The following is a 17672-nucleotide window of genomic DNA, read 5'->3' as shown; positions in this document are numbered from 1 at the left end:
TCAGACAGCGGCGATGGTCTCGCGCGCGGCGGAGACGACGGCCTCGGTGGTGATCCCGAACTCGCGGAACAGGGTCTGGTAGTCGGCGGAGGCGCCGAAGTGCTCGATCGAGACGGAGCGGCCGCGGTCGCCCACGTAGCGCTCCCAGCCGAGCGAGAGGCCGGCCTCGACGCTGACGCGCGCGGTGACGGCGGCGGGCAGCACGCTCTCGCGGTACTCGGCGGTCTGCTCGGCGAACCACTCGAGGCACGGGGCGCTGACGACGCGGGCGCCGACGCCTTCGGCGGCGAGGATCTCGCGCGCCTCGACGGCGAGCTGCACCTCGGAGCCCGTGGCGATGAGCACCACGTCGACGGATCCGGTGGGGGAGTCGGCGAGCACGTAGGCGCCGCGACGCACGCCCTCGGCCGCCTGCTCGGCGGTGGCGAACTCGCCGCCGCGCGGCAGCACCGGGACGTTCTGCCGGGTCAGCGCGATGCCGGTCGGGCCCGCGTGGCGGGTGAGGATCTCGTGCCACGCGACCGAGACCTCGTTGGCGTCGGCGGGGCGCACCATCGCGAGGTTCGGGATCGCGCGCAGCGTGGCGAGCTGCTCGATCGGCTGGTGCGTCGGACCGTCCTCGCCGAGGGCGATCGAGTCGTGGGTCCAGACGAAGACGCTCGGCACGTTCATGAGCGCCGCCAGACGGACCGCCGGACGCATGTAGTCGCTGAAGATCAGGAAGGTGCCGCCGTAGCTGCGGGTCTTGCCGTGCAGCTGGATCCCGTTGAGGATCGCGCCCATCGCGTGCTCGCGGATGCCGAAGTGCAGGACCCGCCCGTAATCGTTGCCCGACCAGGCGCCGGTCGAGTGGTGCGCAGGCACGAAGGACGCGGCGCCGGCGATGGTCGTGTTGTTCGACCCGGCGAGGTCGGCGGAACCGCCCCACAGCTCGGGCATGACCGGGCCGAGCGCGTTCAGCACCTTGCCGCTCGCAGCGCGGGTGGCGATGCTGGTGCCGGGCTCGAACGCGGGCAGCACCTCCGCGGCCTCGGCCGGGAGCTCCTGCGCCTCGACGCGGTCGAACAGCGCCTTGCGCTCCGGGTTCGCGGCGGCCCAGGCGTCGAAGCCGGCCTGCCACTCGGCGCGCTTCTCGGCGCCGCGCTGCACGGCCTCGCGGGTGTGCGAGATGACCTCGGGCGCGACGGCGAAGTGCTGCTCGGGGTCGAAGCCGAGCGCCTCCTTCAGGCCTGCGAGCTCGTCGGCGCCGAGCGCCGAACCGTGGATCCCGCCGGTGTTCTGCTTGCCGGGCGAGGGCCAGCCGATGATGGTCTTCAGGATGATGAGGCTCGGCTTGCCGGTCTCGGCCTTCGCGGCCTCGATCGCCGAGTAGAGCTCGGCGACGTCCTCGACGTAGGCGCCGGTCTTCTTCCAGTCGACCTCGAGCACCTGCCAGCCGTAGGACTCGTAGCGCTTCGCGACGTCCTCGGAGAACGAGATATCGGTGTCGTCCTCGATCGAGATCTGGTTGGAATCGTAGATCGCGATCAGGTTGCCGAGCTCCTGGTGGCCCGCGAGCGACGACGCCTCGCTGGTCACGCCCTCCTGCAGGTCGCCGTCGCCGGCGACGACGTAGATGAAGTGGTCGAAGGGACTGGTGCCCGGAGCCGCCTCGGGATCGAAGAGGCCGCGCTCGTAGCGCGCGGCGTAGGCGAAGCCGACGGCCGACGCGAGACCCTGGCCGAGCGGGCCCGTGGTGATCTCGACGCCCTTCGTGTGGCCGTACTCGGGGTGACCGGGGGTCTTCGAACCCCAGGTGCGCAGCGACTCGAGATCTTCGAGCTCGAGGCCGTAGCCGCCGAGGTAGAGCTGCACGTACTGGGTGAGCGACGAGTGCCCGACCGACAGGATGAAGCGATCGCGACCCACCCAGTCGGCGTCGGCCGGATCGTGCCGCATCACCTTCTGGTGCAGCAGATACGAGACCGGTGCGAGGCTGATCGCGGTGCCCGGATGGCCGTTGCCGACCTTCTCGACCGCGTCCGCGGCCAGCACACGAGCGGTGTCCACCGCACGATCGTCGAGTTCATCCCACTGCAGTTCGTTTGCCAATGCCCAGCCTCTCGGAACCGTTGATTGCGCGAAGGCCGCGCAGACCGGCTCCCAGCCTACCGCGGGTCGGGATATCATGGAGAGCGATGTCCACCGAGATCGCAGCCCCCGAACAGCTCCACGAGCCGCGTCAGCGGCCGGGATTCCGCCGTACCGTGAAGGCATACGTGTCGCTGACCAAGCCTCGCGTCATGGAGCTGCTGCTGGTGGTGACGATCCCGGCCATGTTCCTCGCGCAGCGCGGGGTGCCGAACCTCTGGCTGGTGCTCGCGACGCTCATCGGCGGCGCCATGAGCGCCGGCTCGGCCGGCGCGTTCAACTGCTACATCGACCGCGACATGGATCGCAAGATGAAGCGCACCAAGAACCGTCCGCTCGTCACCGGCGAGATCTCGGACCGCGGCGCGCTGATCTTCTCCTGGGTGCTCGGCGTCCTGTCGGTCGTCTGGCTCTGGGCCACGACCAACTGGCTGGCGGCGGCGCTGTCGGCCGCGGCGATCTTCTTCTACGTCGTGATCTACACGATCGTGCTCAAGCGCCACAGCGAGCAGAACATCGTGTGGGGCGGCATCGCCGGCTGCTTCCCGGTGCTCATCGGATGGGCCGCCGTCACCGGTTCGCTCGATTGGCCGGCGTGGGTCTTCTTCCTCGTCATCTTCCTCTGGACCCCGGCCCACTACTGGCCGCTCTCCATGCGCTACCGCGAGGACTACGCCGCCGCCGGCGTGCCGATGCTCGGGGTGGTGCGCGGCCGGGTCACCGTCGGCCTGCAGGTGATCCTCTACACCTGGGCGACCGTCGTCGCGAGCCTCCTCCTCATTCCCGTCGCGGGCATGGGCCTGCTCTACTCGATCGCGGCGACCGCGTTCGGCGCCTACTTCATCGTGCAGGCGCACCGTCTCTACGGGCAGGCGATCCGCGGCAAGGAGGGCAAGCCGATGCAGGTCTTCCACACGGCGAACCTCTACCTCTCGGTGCTCTCGCTCCTCATCGCGGTCGACGCGCTGCTGCCCTTCTAAGAGCCGCAGGCGTGCTCACCGGTCCTGTTCAGGGCCCGGCCTGGTCTGGCCGACTGCGCTCGGCCGCGCGGTCGAACCCCATCGTGTAGGCGCGGGCCAACGTGCGACGCAGCGGAGTGCGCATCGCGGCAGGGATTCCAGCGCTGAGCATCGCGTGAACGGCGCGTGACCGCGCGCGACCCAGTGCGGTGTTGAGGCTCCCGAGTCGTGCCGCGGTGCGTGCGGAAGCGAGCCGGTCGTGCTCCCAGGCGCGCAGCGCGACGTCGAGGTCGTCATCTCGGCGCAGCCGAGCGGCGAGGAGCGGCGCGAGGCCGGCCGCGTCGAGCAGGCCGAGGTTCATGCCCTGCCCGCCGATCGGGCTCACCTCGTGCGCCGCGTCTCCGATGACGAAGAGCCGGCCGGCTGGATCGAGGCGCATGCGGTGGACGATCGCGCGGCGGATGCGAAAAGGCGAGACCGAGCCGATCGCGGCGGCGAGCGCGTCGGACCCCGCGCGTTCTGCGACCGCTCGACGGAGCGCATCCACCGCGGTGCGGTCGGGGCGCCCGTCGGCGTGCGCGGTGATCCGGGCGACGAGGCGACGTCCGCCTCCTGCCAGGGGGAAGGACTCGAGCACGCCGCGCCGGTCGAGGGTGATGATCGCGGTCCGGTCGTCCGCGCGGGGGTCGAGCGCGGCCGGGGCGTCGCTCATGAGGTAGCGGTCGGGGTACTCGTGCAGCGAGAACCCGGTGAAGGGCAGCGCCAGGTCGCGCCCGGCCGCTCCGGTCGCGATGACGACGGCGCGCGCCGTGCGCTCATGGGTGCGTACGCCGGTCCGTACAGAAACGCGGACGACCCCGGGTTCGGGCGCGAGCTCAGTGACGCGCGCGCCGCGGAGCGCTGCCGGCCCGGACGCCGAGATGGCGCGCTCGGTGGTGTGCTGCGGGATCGATGCGGCGAACGGGAATCGGGCGCCGAGTACGGAGAGGTCGAGGGTCGCGAGTCGCCGGGCGCGGTCGTATGCGGCCCCGCGTTCGATCCGTGCGGCCTCCTCGAGGATCCGCTCGGTCGCGCCGCACGCCTCGAGGGCGGCGAGCGCGGGCGGGTGCAGGCCGATCGCGCGACCGTTCGGAGCGCTGCCGGAGCGGGACCGCGTCTCGGCCGTGCCGTCCCGTTGCTCGAGCAGGAGCGTCTCCATCCCGTGCCGCTGGAGCTCGGCGGCCAGGAACTGGCCGACGGGCCCGGCCCCGACGACGATCGCGTCGTGGTCGACCGGGGGAGTCACGAGTCACCGCTCCGGGCGTCGCGCACGGCGAGCAGCCGGAACCTGCCGACGGTCTCGACCCGCCAGTCGGCCGGGAGGCGAGTCGCGAGCTCCGCGGGCGTGTAGCTCCTGCGGATGCTTCGCAGCCCGTCGACGCGGAGGAACGTTCCGTGCGCGACTGGAATCGCGCCGATCGCGAACCCGGCGTAGGCGAGGCGTCCGCGCGCGATGTCCGAGTGGATGCAGAGCCGTGAGGAGAGCGCCGCGGAATCGTCGATCAGCGCGTCGAACGCCGTGTCGTCGAGATGGTGCAGCACGTGGTTGGAGATGACGAGGTCGAACGCCTCGCCCGCCCGGACCAGGTCGTCGCTCGAGGCACTGCGGAAGCGGACTCCGGGCATCTGCGGCGCGCTCCGCGCTGCGCGTGCGGCGCGGGGGTCGGGGTCCGCTCCGAGTCCCTCGACCGCGAAGCCGTCGCGGCGCGCGAGCCCGACGATGCGGCGCAGCACGTCGCCGCCGCCGGAACCGATGTCGAGGATCCTGACCGGCCCGTGCGATTCGGCGAGCAGCGGACGGATGCTGGTGCGGTACACGCGACCCCAGCGCGACACGGCACGGTTGACCCGATCGAATCCGCGCAGCGTCCGCTGCAGCGTCTCCGGGTCGCAGCCGGGATCGTCCATGAGCTCGGCGAGCTCCGTGTCGCGCGAGCCGAGGCGCACCCGCGTCATGCGAGTGCCTGGGACGCCGTACGCCGCACGAGACGAACGGTCTCCACAGTGAGCCCGGGACCGAAGCAGAGGCCGACGACCCGGGCTCCGTCGGAGAGCGTCGCGTCGCCGAGGACGCGCTGGAGGATGAAGAGGATGGTCGCGCTCGACATGTTGCCGTAGTCCCGCAGGACGTCGCGGGAGTAGGTCATCGCCGCGTCGGGCAGGCCGACGCCGTCCTGCACGCGGTCGAGCACGCTCCTGCCGCCCGGATGGACCGCCCAGGCGTCCACCTCGGCGAGGGGATCGGCGCCGGCGCCGAGCACGGCCTTCACCACACCGGCGATCTCGCGGCCGATGATGCGGGGGACGTTCGCGGTCAGCCGCATCTCGAAACCGTGATCGCCGATGGTCCAGTCCATGTCCTCCTCGCCCTCGGAGGTGAGCGCGGTCGAGAAGGCCCCGACCTCGAGCGACGCCTCACGCCGCGCGGGAGCGGAGGCGACGACCGCGGCCCCCGACCCGTCGCCGAACACGGCGGAGGCGACGATCTGCTCCGGATCGCTCGAGGAGCGGATGTGCAGGGAGCAGAGCTCGGTGCAGACCACGAGGACGACTGAACCGGGCTGTGCGTCGCAGATCCTGGTGGCGGCGCGCAGCGCGGGGAATGCGGCGGCGCAGCCCATGAACCCGATGTGGGTCCGCTCGGCGGTGCTCGGGATGCCGAGCTGTCGGACGAGCAGGTAGTCGGGACCGGGCGCGAAGAAGCCCGTGCACGACGCGGTGACCACGTGGGTGACTTCCTCTGCCGCGTAGCCCGAACGGTCGAGCGCCTCCCGGGCAGCGGCGGTGCTCAGCACGGGCGCCTCCTGTCGGTAGAGCAGATTGCGTTCGCCGGTGCTCGGTGCGCGCAGCGTCGCGCCGTCCTCCGTGAACAGGTTCTCGCCCTCGCCGAACCCGCCGATGACCGAGTACCGGGTGTCGATCGCCGACGAGTCGAACGCAGCACCGATCAGTCGGGCCGTGAGCCGGCTGACTCCGGGCTGCGCCGCGAAGAAATCGCGGGTGCTCGGCTGCAGCAGCCGGGCCTGGGGGACTGCGGTGCCGATGGCGAGGATTCGTGTCGTCATGGGCTCATGTAACGCCCCTTCCGGCGCCAAGGGAAGCCCTTGACAGCAGAAATGCGGTTCGGAACTTACACCGCCGCGTGTCAACCCCCGGGCGAGACCGGTCCACATGCTCGAGACTGGCCGTGGTGTGCGTGCGCGGCGCACGCGGGAGCACGGAGGCGATGTGGCGACGACACGGAGGCGCTTCGCCTGCACGCCGGAAGCGGTGTTCGCGGTACTGGCGGACGGCTGGCTGTATCCGAGCTGGGTCGTCGGTGCCTCGCGGATGCGGGACGTCTCGGACTCCTGGCCGGCGCCCGGCGCGATCCTCGCCCACTCGGTCGGAGTCTGGCCGCTGCTGCTGAACGATTCGACCACGTGCGAGCTCTGGGACCCGCCGCGCCGGGCAATCCTCACAGCGAGGGGGCGCCCGTTCGGCGAGGCGCGGGTGGAACTCCTCGTCACTCCGGTGCCGAACGGCTGCGAGGTCGAGATGCGCGAGTACGCGGTGCGGGGGCCGGCCCGCCTCATCCCGCGCAGGATCGAGAGCCATCTCATCGGGCTCAGGAATGCGGAGACGCTGCGCCGCCTGCGTTTCCTGGCTGAGGGGAGGGCGCCCGGCCGCGCCGCTCGGCCTCGACAGGAGCCGCCCACGCAGTCGAACGGAGACGCATAGCCGAGCGAGAGGCAGGAGTCAAGGCCCTACGAGGGAACCCGGTTCCGCAGCAGAGTGATCCCAGGCCGGTGTACGGCGGGGCGCTCGCCCCGCACGATGCTGGGTCCGGACGGTCCTGATCGGATGCGTCACGAACTGTTCAAGGGAGAACCACCATGAGCTCCTCACCCAATCGCATCGTCGGAGGCATCTTCGGCGCCGTCTATGTGCTCGTCGGTCTGCTCGGCTTCGCCGTCACCGGGGGCGTCGGCTTCATCGCCACCAAGGGCGGGCTGCTGCTCGGTCTGTTCGCGGTGAATCCGCTGCACAACATCGTCCACCTGCTGATCGGTGCCGTGCTGCTGCTCGCCGCCTTCTCGGGCGTGCGCGCCGCGAAGGGCGCGAACGGAACGGTCGGCTTCGTCTACCTCCTGGTCGGTATCGTGGGCTTCTTCATCGCGGACACCGCGGCGAACATCCTCGCCCTCAACACCGCCGACCACGTGCTGCACCTCGCGAGCGCGCTCGTCCTGATCGTCGTCAGTCTCGCGGCGGACCGCGCGGTCTCGGCGTCGCCCACGCGTCTGACGCCCTCGCCGGCTCCGTGAACGGAACCCTCTGGTCGTCGCTCGCGGGATTCGGCATCGCCCTGATCCTGTGCGCGACGGCCGCGGGCAGCGGGATCGCGATCGCGGTCCCGCTGCTGCTGCTCGCGGCCGCCCACCTGGCCTGGGCGGTCGCCACGCTGCGGCTCGGGCGGATCGCGATGCCTCGGTTCGTCTGCGCTCTCGCGGCGAGCGAGGTGCTGCTCGCGGGCGGGATGCTGATCACCGGCGTGATCGGGTTCGTCCCGTTCCTCGCGCTCGCCGGACTCAGCTGGAGCGTGTCGGCCGTCGCCGCGATCGCGCTGCGCAGTGCGCGGCGGGAGCCTGCCGCCCTTCCGGTGTCTCGCGCTCGCCGGCCGGGCGTCTTCGTGCTCGTGCTCATCGCGGAGGCACTCGTCGTCTCCGCGGTGACGACGCCGGCGCTCGCGCTCTCGACGCCGGGCGAGTTCGCGCTGCCGCACGGCGAGTCCCACCAGGGGCACTGACGCCTCGCGGTCCCACCGCCGGCGAACACCTCGGCGGGAGGAACTCGGTCCGCAACCCCCTGGCGCCGAGCCGAACGCACTCATATCCTGGCGCCATGAACGCCATCGAGATCCTCACCGACCTGGCCCGGCGGCCGCGCGACGCGGCGGAGCACCTGCGCGAGCGGCTGACTCCGGAGCTGCTCAACGCCCACCCGCATCACGACAACTCGGTCGCGTGGTTGCTCTGGCACGCGGCCCGCGAGATCGACGAGCAGCTCTCGGCGCTCTCCGGGCGCGAGCCGGTGTGGACCGCCGACGGGTTCGACCTCCGTTTCGGACTCGCGATCGGAGCTCACGAACTCGGTTACGGCCACAGCGCCGAGCAGGCGCGTGCGATCCGAGTGGAGGACGCGGACCTGCTGCTGGACCACCTGGGAGCGGTGATCGCCGCGCAGCTCGCCTACCTGTCCGAACTCGACGAAGCCGCGCTCGCGCAGGTGATCGACGACCGCTGGGACCCGCCGGTGACGCGCGGTTCCCGTCTCGTCAGCATGACTGCGGACGCCCTCGAGCACGTGGGCCAGGCCGCGTACATCGCCGGGATGTCCCGCGACGCGTTCGAGGGAGGCCAGGCATGAGCGACCAGGACGTCGCCTCCGTCATGCACCTCGACCTGCAGCGCTACCTGGGGCTCTGGTTCGAGATCGGGCGTCTGCCGCTCCGATTCGAGGACGACGATGCGATCCGTGTCACCGCGGAGTACTCCCTGCTCGAGGACGGCACTATCCGGGTCGACAACCGCTGCATCGACGGCGAGGGCGTCCCGACGCAGGCCATCGGCAAGGCGGAACCTGTCGATGAACATCCCGGTCGGCTGCGGGTGACCTTCCTCCCCGCCGGTCTCCGCTGGATCCCCTTCACCCGGGCGGACTACTGGGTGCTCCGCATCGACCCCGACTACCGCATCGCGCTCGTCGGCACCCCCGATCGGAAGCACCTCTGGCTCCTCGCGCGGGACCCGGAACTCGATCCCGCGACGGCCGCCGACTACGCCGGCACGGCACGGGCGCAGGGCTTCGACCTGTCGCAGTGGATTCGAACCGAGCAGACGGGCACCCCGGTGGCGGACGTCGAGCTGAGAACGGACGCGCCCGAGTGAACGGCCTCGTCCGACGCGCGACCGCGTGGGCGCTCCGGCTGCGGCTGGTGCGCGCGTTGCTGCTCTACACCGAGCGCCGAGGAGCGATGCTGGCGGACAGTATCACCTACCGTGCGCTGTTCAGCATCTTCGCGGCCGTCCTGCTCGGGTTCTCGCTCGCCGCGCTGTGGCTCGGCGGCGATCCCGAGGCGCTGCGCGCCCTCCGGGACGCCCTCGAACGAGTCCTCCCCGGACTGTCGAAGGTGGTGGATCCCACTTCCGTCCGGGCACCGGTCGGTTTCACCGTCGTCGGCGCGCTGTCGCTCATCGGGCTCGTCGGCGCTGCGATCAGCGCGATCGGCAGCCTGCGCACCGCGCTCAGAGCGCTGTCCGACGAGCTGCACGACGATGGATTCTTCCTCTGGACGCTGCTGCGAAACCTCCTGGTCGGCGTCGCCTTCGGGGGACTCCTGATCGTGGCCGCCGTACTGGGCGTCGCCGCGTCGACGGGCGTCGAGGCCGTCTCCGGGTGGCTGGGGTGGTCCGCGCGCAGCGCCGGGGCCGTGTTCGCCGCACGGGGACTGGGCATCCTGATCGTCTTCGCGATCGACCTGGCGGCTATCGCCCTGGCGTTCCGTTTGCTGTCGGGGGTTCGCGCGCCCGCCCGGGCGCTGTGGACGGGCGCTGCGCTGGGGGCGCTCGCCCTGACGATCCTGCAGGAGCTCTCGGGCCTCTTCGTCCGCGGCGCCGCGGCGAACCCGCTGCTCGCGACCTTCGCGGCCCTCATCGCGCTGTTGCTCTGGGTGAACCTCTCGGTGCAGGCGATCCTGATCGCGAGCAGCTACATCATCACCGCGACCGCTGAGACGCACGATCGGGTGCGGCTGCGATACGGCGCGGAGACCTTCGCCCAGCGGCGTCGGCAGCAGGCCGAGGATCGGGTGCGCGTCGCGAAGGCCGAACTGCGCGCCGCGCAGGAGGCCGAGCGCGAGGAGCGCGAAGGGATCAGACCTGCGGACGATCCCCGGGAGTGACACGCGCCAGACGTCGGATGCCCACCACCGCGAGCAGGAGCACCAGGACGATCATCGCGATCAGGCTCGTCAGATAGAGCGGGGCTTCGAGGCGGTGCACCGCCTCGGAGTCCCAGTCGGCGTAGGTATCGCCGATCGAATTCAGATTGGCGAACGAGAGCATGAAGTAGGCGGGGCTGCCGAGCACGAGCAGTGCCAGGTAGATCGCCGCGAGCGCCCAGGACGGAAGCTCGCTGGACTTGAGCGCGGCGAACGCGGGGCCGGCAGCCGCGGCGACGGTCAACGCGATGAAGATGCCGCCGGGAACGAGAGCACGATCCTGACCCGCCCGTTGCATCGCGTCCAGCGTCCGGTCCAGCGGTTCGTGGCTGGCTGCGACGAGACCCCAGTCGTTCATCACCATGAGCCCGAAGAATCCGAACGCGAGGACCAGCAGGGACCCGGCGACGGCGATCGCGATGCGCACGCGGCGAGCCTCAGCCGTTCGCCGCCACCGGCCGCTTCAGCCGCAGCACGACGATGGTCATGGTCGCCGCCGTGAGCGAGGCGAGCACCATGTGCACGCCGACGGCCAGCGGGGGCAGACCCGAACGCGACTGGTAGACGCCGACGATGATCTGCACGATGAGCAGGCCGAGCAATGCGGCGGTCCAGCGGCGGGGACGGAGCTCGCGGGTGATGGCCCAGCCGAAGAGCACGGCCACGAGGGCGAACGAGATGTATCCGGGCCACGCGTGCACGTGCGCGAGGATCGAGGCGTCGAGGCCGTGGCGCTGGATATCGGCATCGCCCGAGTGCGGGCCCGCTCCGGTCGTGAGCACGCCGACCACCACGAGGATCGCCATGACGAAGGTGGTGATGTGCGTGAGGATCGCGAAGGGCTTCGGCACGGCGCGCTCGCGAGCACCGGGAGCCTCGTACATGCGCGCGATGTACGCGGCGGTGAGGCAGACGAGAACGAGCGAGACGATGTAGTGGAAGCTGACGAGGTTCGCGTTCAGGTGCAGCCACACGATGACGCCGCCGACAAGGGCCTGGACGAGCACGAGGACGAGGACGACGACCGAGAGGGTGAAGAGGTCGCGGCGGACCGCGCGGATGCGCCAGCTGAGGATCGCGACGAGGATCGCGAAGACGAGCAGCGGACCCGAGATGGTGCGGTTGCCGAACTCGATGAGCGAGTGGTAGCTCAGCTCATCGGTGGGGACCAGCGAGCCGGCGGTGCAGAGCGGCCAGGTGGGGCAGCCGAGGCCGGAGCCGGTGAGGCGGACGGCGCCGCCGGTCGCGATGATCGTCGCGTTCAGCACGAAGGACACCCACGCGGCGATGCGCAGGAAGCGCGAGGCGCGGAAGGTCGGACCCGCCGCGGGCGAATCGGATGCGGGGGAGACGGTGCTCGCGCTCGACACGGTTGAATTCCTCTCGATGCTGGGAACGAGCGGACCGGGTTCGTCGAACCGCGGCGCACCTCTCCCGTTTTCACAGTGAGTCTGTAGAATGGTGAGTTGAGGTTGCGTGCGGCGACCCGGAGCGCGGTGCCCAGCACCTGCGGTCTCGGAGTCACGGCCGCTCACGGCCCAGACTACTGCACCGCTGCAGGGAACTCGCAGGGCGCGGTCGCGCTCCGAGGGCCGGATCCCTCCGGTCTCGCGTCGGGTTCCCGCGCGGAGACGATCGAGGGATGGAAGCCATGCCAGAGGTGCTGATTGACCGGCCCGAGCTCGAGGGCTTGGGCGTATACGAGTTCGGCTGGCACGATGCCGATGAAGCCGGCGCTGCGGCGCAGCGCGGCCTCAGCGAAGCCGTCGTGCGCAATATCTCGGCGCTCAAGAACGAGCCCGAATGGATGCTGCAGCGACGCCTGAAGGCTCTGCAGATCTTCGACCGGAAGCCGATGCCCGGCTGGGGAGCCGACCTCTCCGAGATCGACTTCGACAACATCAAGTACTTCGTGCGCTCCACCGAGAAGCAGGCGACCTCCTGGGAGGAGCTTCCCGAGGAGATCAAGGAGACCTACGAGCGCCTCGGGATCCCCGAGGCCGAGCGTCAGCGCCTCGTCGCGGGCGTCGCTGCCCAGTACGAGTCGGAGGTCGTCTACCACCAGATCCGCGAGGATCTGGAGGAGCAGGGAGTCATCTTCCTCGACACCGACACCGCGCTGCGTGAGCACCCCGAGATCTTCGAGGAGTACTTCGGCACCGTCATCCCCTCCGGCGACAACAAGTTCGCTGCGCTGAACACCGCCGTCTGGTCGGGCGGCTCCTTCGTCTACGTCCCCAAGGGCGTGCACGTCGAGATCCCCCTGCAGGCCTACTTCCGCATCAACACGGAGAACATGGGCCAGTTCGAGCGCACGCTCATCATCGCCGACGAGGACAGCTACGTCCACTACATCGAGGGCTGCACCGCTCCGATCTACAAGAGCGATTCGCTGCACTCGGCCGTCGTCGAGATCATCGTGAAGAAGAACGCCCGCGTGCGCTACACGACGATCCAGAACTGGTCGAACAACGTCTACAACCTGGTCACCAAGCGCGCCGTCGCCGAGGCGGGCGCGACCATGGAGTGGGTCGACGGCAACATCGGCTCCAAGGTCACCATGAAGTACCCGTCGATCTACCTGACCGGCGAGCACGCGAAGGGCGAGACCCTCTCGGTCGCCTTCGCCGGCCCCGGCCAGCACCAGGACACGGGCGCGAAGATGATCCACCTCGCACCCCACACCAAGTCGTCGATCCTCGCGAAGTCGATCGCGCGCGGCGGCGGCCGCACGGGATACCGCGGCGAGGTCCGCGTGGAGGCGAGCGCGCACCACGCCGCCAACTCGGTCGTCTGCGACGCGCTGCTCGTCGACACCATCTCGCGCAGCGACACCTACCCGGCTATCGACATCCGCACGGACGATGCCGAGCTCGGCCACGAGGCGACCGTCTCGCGGGTCAGCGAGGAGCAGCTCTTCTACCTGATGAGTCGCGGGCTCGCCGAAGAAGAGGCAATGGCCATGATCGTCCGCGGCTTCATCGAGCCGATCGCCCGAGAGCTGCCCATGGAGTACGCGCTCGAACTGAACAAGCTCATCGAGATGGGCATGGAAGGATCCGTCGGATAATGACGAACGCTGCAGCAACGATGGACCCCGCTCAGCACGGCGCCGTGGCGCACTCGGACGGCGGCTGGGACCGCAAGATCCCGGTGCAGACCCGATCCGATCGGTTCACCTCGACCGATGTCGCCGATTTCCCGCAGGTCACCGGCCGCGAGGCCACCTGGAAGTTCGCGCCCATCGCGAAGTTCCAGGGTCTGCTCGACGGTGCGCTCGACGGTTCGCGCCTCCCGGTGTCGGTGACCGAGGTCGCCGGCGTCTCGAGCGAGTGGATCGGCCGTGACGACGCCCGCATCGGCCGCGCGGGCACCCCCGAGGAGCGGGGTGCGGCGAACGCCTGGACCGCGTTCGGCGAGGCGCACCTCGTGACCATCTCGGGCGACGAGACGGTCACCGCGATCGTCCGCCGCGACGCGCTCGACCACGCGGAGCGCGCCGCGCACACCGTGATCGAGGCCGCACCGCAGTCGCAGGGTCTCGTGATCCTCGAGAACGCGGGCGACGCGAACCTCACCGAGAACGTCGAGATCGTCGTCGGCGACGGCGCGAAGCTGACCGTCGTCAGCGTCCAGCAGTGGGACGACGAGGCGATCCACCTCGCCAGCCACTACGCCACCGTGGGTCGCGACGCGTCGCTCACCCACATCGTGGTGTCGCTCGGCGGTTCCGTGGTGCGCCTCAACCCCTCGATCCACCTCGATCACGAGGGCGCCAACGGCGAGGCGCTCGGCGCCTACTTCGCCGATGCGGGCCAGCACCTCGAGCACCAGGTCTACATGGATCACGACGCTCCCCACACCCGCAGTCGCGTCACCTACAAGGGCGCGCTGCAGGGCGAGGGCGCGCACACCGTGTGGATCGGCGACGTGCTCATCCGGCAGAACGCCGACGGCACCGACAGCTACGAGCAGAACCGCAACCTCGTACTCTCCGAGGGCACCCGGGCGGATTCGATCCCGAACCTCGAGATCGAGACCGGCAACATCGAGGGTGCGGGACACGCCTCCGCGACGGGCCGCTTCGACGACGAGCACATCTTCTACCTCCAGAGCCGTGGCATCTCGGCGGAAGAGGCGCGCAAGCTCGTCGTCCGCGGCTTCCTGCTCGAGGTGATCGCCCAGATCGGCGATGCCGCGACCGAGGAGCGTCTGAACGACGCCATCGAGGCGGAGCTCGCCGCGAGCGTGCGCTCGTGACCCGACAGAAGGCTCTGGCGCTCGCCGACCTCACGCAGGACCAGGCGGTCCGCGTCGAGATCGACGGCGTGCCGATCGCCGTCGTGCTCGACAGCCAGGGGGAGGTGCACGCCATCGGCGACACCTGCACCCACGGCCAGATCAGCCTCTCCGAGGGGTTCGTCGAGGACGACACGCTCGAGTGCTGGGCGCACGGCTCGGCCTTCTCGCTCCGCACCGGCGCACCGCAGAACCTCCCGGCCTACGAGCCGGTTCCCGTCTTCGTCGTCGAAATCGAAGACGGTGACGTGTACATCGATCCCACTGTTACGAAAGAGATTTGAACCATGGCCTCCATTCTTGAGATCAAGGACCTCCACGTCAGCGTCGAGACCGACCAGGGCGCGAAGCAGATCCTGAAGGGCGTCGACCTGACCATCCGCCAGGGCGAGACCCACGCGATCATGGGCCCCAACGGCTCGGGCAAGTCGACGCTCGCCTACGCGATCGCCGGCCACCCCCGCTACGAGGTCACGAGCGGCTCGATCCTGCTCGACGGCGAAGAGGTGCTCGAGATGAGCGTCGACGAGCGCGCGCAGGCGGGCCTGTTCCTCGCGATGCAGTACCCCGTCGAGATCCCCGGCGTCACCAACGCCAACTTCCTCCGCACCGCGAAGACCGCCATCGACGGCGAGGCGCCCGCCATCCGCACCTGGATGAAGGACGTCAAGGCTGCGATGAAGGATCTCCGCATGGACTCCTCGTTCGCCGAGCGCAACGTCAACGAGGGCTTCTCGGGCGGCGAGAAGAAGCGCAACGAGATCCTCCAGCTCGAGCTGCTCAAGCCGAAGTTCGCTGTGCTCGACGAGACCGACTCCGGTCTCGACGTCGACGCGCTGAAGATCGTGTCGGAGGGCGTCAACCGCGCCAAGGAGAACACCGGCCTCGGCGTGCTGCTCATCACGCACTACACCCGCATCCTCCGCTACATCAAGCCCGACTTCGTGCACGTCTTCGTCGACGGCCGCGTCGCCGAGCAGGGCGGCCCGGAGCTCGCGAACCGTCTCGAGGAAGAGGGCTACGACCGCTTCCTCACCGTCGAGGCGTAAGCTGCGAGCATGAGCGACTCCGCCACCACCACGTCGATCGACCCGGAGTTCCGGGAGCAGGCGCTCGAAGCGCTGAAGGACGTCTCGGACCCCGAGCTCGGCGTCAACATCGTCGACCTGGGCTTGATCTACGACCTGGCCTTCGACGACGAGCACGACGCGCTGGTCATCAGCATGACGCTGACGAGCGCCGGCTGCCCGCTGACCGACGTGATCGAGAACGACATCGCCGAGGCGCTCGACGGCCTCGTCACGGCCTTCCGCATCAACTGGGTGTGGATGCCGCCGTGGACGCCCGAGCGGATCACCGACGACGGTCGGGATATGATGAGAGCTTTGGGCTTCGCGATCTGATTCGCGAGCCTGCTCAGCGCCGAGGCCCGGGACGAGGAGACTCGTCCCGGGCCTCGGCGCGCAGATACAAGTGCAGGAGAGAACACCATGATCACCGTCGAGGATCTCGCGATCGACGTCGGCGCCCGACGCCTCATGTCGGGAGTGACGTTCCGGGTGAACCCGGGCGACAAGATCGGCCTGGTCGGACGCAACGGCGCCGGCAAGACGACGCTCACCCGTACCCTGTCGGGTGAGCTGCAGCCCGCCGAGGGCAAGATCACCATCTCGGGGGAGCTCGGCTTCCTGCCGCAGGACCCCCGCACCGGCGATCCCGAGCAGATCGCCAGGCACCGGATCCTCGACGCCCGCGGGCTCGGCACGCTGCAGCAGAACATCGAGAAGGCCACCGAGGACATGGCCTCCGACGATCCCGCCGTCGCGGAGAAGGCGATGAAGCGCTTCGGCAACCTGACGGACCGCTTCCAGGCGCTCGGCGGGTACGCCGCGGAGTCCGAGGCCGCCTCGATCTCGCACAACCTCGGGCTGCCCGACCGGATCCTCGACCAGCAGCTCAAGACGCTGTCGGGCGGTCAGCGCCGCCGCATCGAGCTCGCGCGCATCCTGTTCTCGGACGCCGACACGATGATCCTCGACGAGCCGACGAACCACCTCGACGCCGATTCGATCGTGTGGTTGCGCGAGTTCCTCAAGAACTCGAAGGCCGGCGTCATCGTGATCAGCCACGACATCGACCTCGTGGGCGAGACGGTGAACCGCGTCTTCTACCTCGACGCGAACCGCCAGGTCATCGACATCTACAACATGAACTGGAAGCTCTACCTGCGCCAGCGCGCCGCCGATGAGGAGCGCCGCCGGAAGGAGCGCGCCAACGTCGAGAAGAAGGCGACGGCGCTCAAGGATCAGGCGGCGAAGTTCGGCGCGAAGGCGTCGAAGGCCGCGGCCGCGCACCAGATGGTCGCGCGCGCCGAGCGGATGCTCTCCGGCCTCGACGAGGTCCGCCAGGTGGAGCGCGTCGCGAAGCTCCGGTTCCCGGATCCCGCGCCGTGCGGCAAGACCCCGCTCATGGCCGAGGGGCTGTCGAAGTCCTACGGTTCGCTCGAGATCTTCGCCGGTGTCGATCTCGCGATCGACCGCGGATCGAAGGTCGTCGTGCTCGGGCTCAACGGTGCGGGCAAGACGACGCTGCTGCGCCTGCTGGCCGGCGTCGACGAGCCCGACACGGGCGGCCTCGTCGCAGGCCACGGCCTGAAGGTCGGCTACTACGCGCAGGAGCACGAGACGCTCGACGTGAAGGCGAGCGTGCTGCAGAACATGATCTCCGTGTCGCAGCACCTCACCGAGACGGAAGCGCGACGCGTGCTCGGCTCGTTCCTGTTCACCGGCGACGACGTGCACAAGCCGGCCGGCGTGCTGTCGGGCGGCGAGAAGACCCGACTCGCGCTCGCGATGCTCGTGGTGTCGAGCGCGAACGTGCTGCTGCTCGACGAGCCCACGAACAACCTCGACCCGGCCAGCCGCGAGGAGGTGCTCGACGCGCTCGCGCACTTCTCGGGCGCTGTCGTGCTCGTCTCGCACGACCCCGGTGCCGTCGAGGCGCTGAACCCCGAGCGCGTGCTGATCATGCCCGACGCGACCGAGGACCACTGGTCGAAGGAGTACCTGGAGCTCATCGAGCTGGCGTAGCGAGATACTAGGCTAACGGCATGGCTCAATCCATCTCGTACAACCTGGGGGAGATGCACCGGGCGGCATCCGGCAAGTCGCGCACGCGACGGACGCGAATCGAATCGTCGCCGGCGGGGTCGGCATCGGCGCAGGGGATACGTGGAGCCGGCAGGCGGAGAACCTGAAGAAGGT

Annotated in this window: 19 protein-coding genes; 13 read left to right on the top strand and 6 right to left on the bottom strand. The window is 69.8% G+C overall.

Going from position 1 to position 17672, the window contains the following annotated elements:
• On the bottom strand, positions 1 to 2091 hold the full coding sequence (gene tkt / locus BMH31_RS12155; RefSeq protein WP_241898271.1) for a transketolase: 2091 nt from the start codon (positions 2089 to 2091) through the stop codon (positions 1 to 3).
• A gap of 86 nt (positions 2092 to 2177) precedes the next feature.
• Between tkt and BMH31_RS12150 the strand changes: the two genes are divergently transcribed.
• Positions 2178 to 3110, top strand: a complete 933-nt coding sequence (locus BMH31_RS12150) for a heme o synthase (protein ID WP_099725009.1) — start codon at positions 2178 to 2180, stop codon at positions 3108 to 3110.
• A 28-nt stretch (positions 3111 to 3138) separates the two neighbouring features.
• On the opposite strand, the gene BMH31_RS12145 is transcribed toward BMH31_RS12150, so the two are convergent.
• The 3 genes from BMH31_RS12145 to BMH31_RS12135 are packed head-to-tail and all read right to left on the bottom strand — an operon-like array spanning position 3139 to position 6193.
• A complete protein-coding gene (locus BMH31_RS12145; protein ID WP_099725010.1) occupies positions 3139 to 4374 on the bottom strand; it encodes an NAD(P)/FAD-dependent oxidoreductase in 1236 nt (411 codons plus the stop codon).
• Positions 4371 to 5084 carry a methyltransferase domain-containing protein gene (locus BMH31_RS12140; protein ID WP_306460340.1) on the bottom strand — a complete coding sequence of 238 codons (714 nt, stop codon included), beginning with the start codon at positions 5082 to 5084 and terminating at the stop codon, positions 4371 to 4373. Before BMH31_RS12140 ends, BMH31_RS12145 begins: the two co-directional genes overlap by 4 nt.
• Complete coding sequence (locus tag BMH31_RS12135) at positions 5081 to 6193, bottom strand: type III polyketide synthase (RefSeq protein WP_099725011.1); 1113 nt, start codon at positions 6191 to 6193, stop codon at positions 5081 to 5083. The genes BMH31_RS12140 and BMH31_RS12135 overlap by 4 nt, the downstream gene beginning before the upstream one ends.
• A gap of 163 nt (positions 6194 to 6356) precedes the next feature.
• Here BMH31_RS12135 and BMH31_RS12130 point away from each other — a divergent pair, with 163 nt between their 5' ends.
• From BMH31_RS12130 to BMH31_RS12105, 6 genes are all read left to right on the top strand, one after another.
• Complete coding sequence (locus BMH31_RS12130) at positions 6357 to 6848, top strand: SRPBCC family protein (protein ID WP_099725012.1); 492 nt, start codon at positions 6357 to 6359, stop codon at positions 6846 to 6848.
• Between the two features lie 155 nt (positions 6849 to 7003).
• The gene (locus BMH31_RS12125) at positions 7004 to 7435 is read left to right on the top strand and encodes a DUF4383 domain-containing protein (RefSeq protein WP_099725013.1); all 432 of its coding nucleotides are present in this window, start codon (positions 7004 to 7006) and stop codon (positions 7433 to 7435) included.
• Positions 7432 to 7917 carry a hypothetical protein gene (locus BMH31_RS12120; protein ID WP_099725014.1) on the top strand — a complete coding sequence of 162 codons (486 nt, stop codon included), beginning with the start codon at positions 7432 to 7434 and terminating at the stop codon, positions 7915 to 7917. Before BMH31_RS12125 ends, BMH31_RS12120 begins: the two co-directional genes overlap by 4 nt.
• 95 nt (positions 7918 to 8012) lie before the next feature.
• Entirely contained in the window at positions 8013 to 8537 is a 525-nt protein-coding gene (locus BMH31_RS12115; RefSeq protein ID WP_099725015.1) for a DinB family protein, read from the top strand.
• Positions 8534 to 9058, top strand: a complete 525-nt coding sequence (locus BMH31_RS12110) for a lipocalin family protein (RefSeq protein ID WP_099725016.1) — start codon at positions 8534 to 8536, stop codon at positions 9056 to 9058. The genes BMH31_RS12115 and BMH31_RS12110 overlap by 4 nt, the downstream gene beginning before the upstream one ends.
• A complete protein-coding gene (locus BMH31_RS12105) occupies positions 9055 to 10071 on the top strand; it encodes a YihY/virulence factor BrkB family protein (protein WP_241898270.1) in 1017 nt (338 codons plus the stop codon). The genes BMH31_RS12110 and BMH31_RS12105 overlap by 4 nt, the downstream gene beginning before the upstream one ends.
• Here BMH31_RS12105 and BMH31_RS12100 read toward each other — a convergent pair.
• Together BMH31_RS12100 and BMH31_RS12095 are read right to left on the bottom strand one after the other, a co-directional pair.
• Complete coding sequence (locus BMH31_RS12100; RefSeq protein WP_099725017.1) at positions 10043 to 10537, bottom strand: hypothetical protein; 495 nt, start codon at positions 10535 to 10537, stop codon at positions 10043 to 10045. The genes BMH31_RS12105 and BMH31_RS12100 overlap by 29 nt on opposite strands.
• 10 nt (positions 10538 to 10547) lie before the next feature.
• Positions 10548 to 11480, bottom strand: a complete 933-nt coding sequence (locus tag BMH31_RS12095; protein ID WP_241898269.1) for a COX15/CtaA family protein — start codon at positions 11478 to 11480, stop codon at positions 10548 to 10550.
• 281 nt (positions 11481 to 11761) lie between these two features.
• Between BMH31_RS12095 and sufB the strand changes: the two genes are divergently transcribed.
• The 6 genes from sufB (at position 11762) to BMH31_RS12065 (ending at position 17498) form a co-directional block, all read left to right on the top strand.
• The gene (sufB, locus tag BMH31_RS12090; protein WP_046456766.1) at positions 11762 to 13180 is read left to right on the top strand and encodes a Fe-S cluster assembly protein SufB; all 1419 of its coding nucleotides are present in this window, start codon (positions 11762 to 11764) and stop codon (positions 13178 to 13180) included.
• Entirely contained in the window at positions 13180 to 14370 is a 1191-nt protein-coding gene (gene sufD / locus BMH31_RS12085) for a Fe-S cluster assembly protein SufD (RefSeq protein ID WP_099725018.1), read from the top strand. The genes sufB and sufD overlap by 1 nt, the downstream gene beginning before the upstream one ends.
• The gene (locus BMH31_RS12080; RefSeq protein WP_099725019.1) at positions 14367 to 14693 is read left to right on the top strand and encodes a non-heme iron oxygenase ferredoxin subunit; all 327 of its coding nucleotides are present in this window, start codon (positions 14367 to 14369) and stop codon (positions 14691 to 14693) included. Before sufD ends, BMH31_RS12080 begins: the two co-directional genes overlap by 4 nt.
• A gap of 3 nt (positions 14694 to 14696) precedes the next feature.
• Positions 14697 to 15458, top strand: coding sequence for a Fe-S cluster assembly ATPase SufC (sufC, locus tag BMH31_RS12075; RefSeq protein ID WP_046456672.1), 762 nt, complete (start codon positions 14697 to 14699; stop codon positions 15456 to 15458).
• A 9-nt stretch (positions 15459 to 15467) separates the two neighbouring features.
• Positions 15468 to 15812, top strand: coding sequence for a metal-sulfur cluster assembly factor (locus BMH31_RS12070; protein WP_099725020.1), 345 nt, complete (start codon positions 15468 to 15470; stop codon positions 15810 to 15812).
• An 87-nt stretch (positions 15813 to 15899) separates the two neighbouring features.
• Positions 15900 to 17498: an ABC-F family ATP-binding cassette domain-containing protein gene (locus BMH31_RS12065; RefSeq protein ID WP_099725021.1), complete on the top strand. Its 1599-nt coding sequence runs from the start codon at positions 15900 to 15902 to the stop codon at positions 17496 to 17498.
• Positions 17499 to 17672: the final 174 nt, after the last annotated feature.

The organism is Leucobacter sp. OLIS6 (assembly GCF_002752355.1).
Classification (GTDB): Bacteria; Actinomycetota; Actinomycetes; order Actinomycetales; family Microbacteriaceae; genus Leucobacter.
The sequence above is the reverse complement of the archived record's forward strand: the minus strand, read 5'-3'. Positions and strand labels throughout refer to the sequence as shown.

What these genes read in the sequence shown, in the direction of transcription:
- BMH31_RS12150 (WP_099725009.1), top strand. Translation starts at nt 2,178, where the DNA reads ATGTCCACCGAGATCGCAGCCCCCGAACAGCTCCACGAGCCGCGTCAG.
- BMH31_RS12140 (WP_306460340.1), bottom strand. Translation starts at nt 5,084, where the DNA reads ATGACGCGGGTGCGCCTCGGCTCGCGCGACACGGAGCTCGCCGAGCTC.
- BMH31_RS12135 (WP_099725011.1), bottom strand. Translation starts at nt 6,193, where the DNA reads ATGACGACACGAATCCTCGCCATCGGCACCGCAGTCCCCCAGGCCCGG.
- BMH31_RS12125 (WP_099725013.1), top strand. Translation starts at nt 7,004, where the DNA reads ATGAGCTCCTCACCCAATCGCATCGTCGGAGGCATCTTCGGCGCCGTC.
- BMH31_RS12115 (WP_099725015.1), top strand. Translation starts at nt 8,013, where the DNA reads ATGAACGCCATCGAGATCCTCACCGACCTGGCCCGGCGGCCGCGCGAC.
- BMH31_RS12110 (WP_099725016.1), top strand. Translation starts at nt 8,534, where the DNA reads ATGAGCGACCAGGACGTCGCCTCCGTCATGCACCTCGACCTGCAGCGC.
- sufB (WP_046456766.1), top strand. Translation starts at nt 11,762, where the DNA reads ATGCCAGAGGTGCTGATTGACCGGCCCGAGCTCGAGGGCTTGGGCGTA.
- sufD (WP_099725018.1), top strand. Translation starts at nt 13,180, where the DNA reads ATGACGAACGCTGCAGCAACGATGGACCCCGCTCAGCACGGCGCCGTG.
- sufC (WP_046456672.1), top strand. Translation starts at nt 14,697, where the DNA reads ATGGCCTCCATTCTTGAGATCAAGGACCTCCACGTCAGCGTCGAGACC.
- BMH31_RS12070 (WP_099725020.1), top strand. Translation starts at nt 15,468, where the DNA reads ATGAGCGACTCCGCCACCACCACGTCGATCGACCCGGAGTTCCGGGAG.
- BMH31_RS12065 (WP_099725021.1), top strand. Translation starts at nt 15,900, where the DNA reads ATGATCACCGTCGAGGATCTCGCGATCGACGTCGGCGCCCGACGCCTC.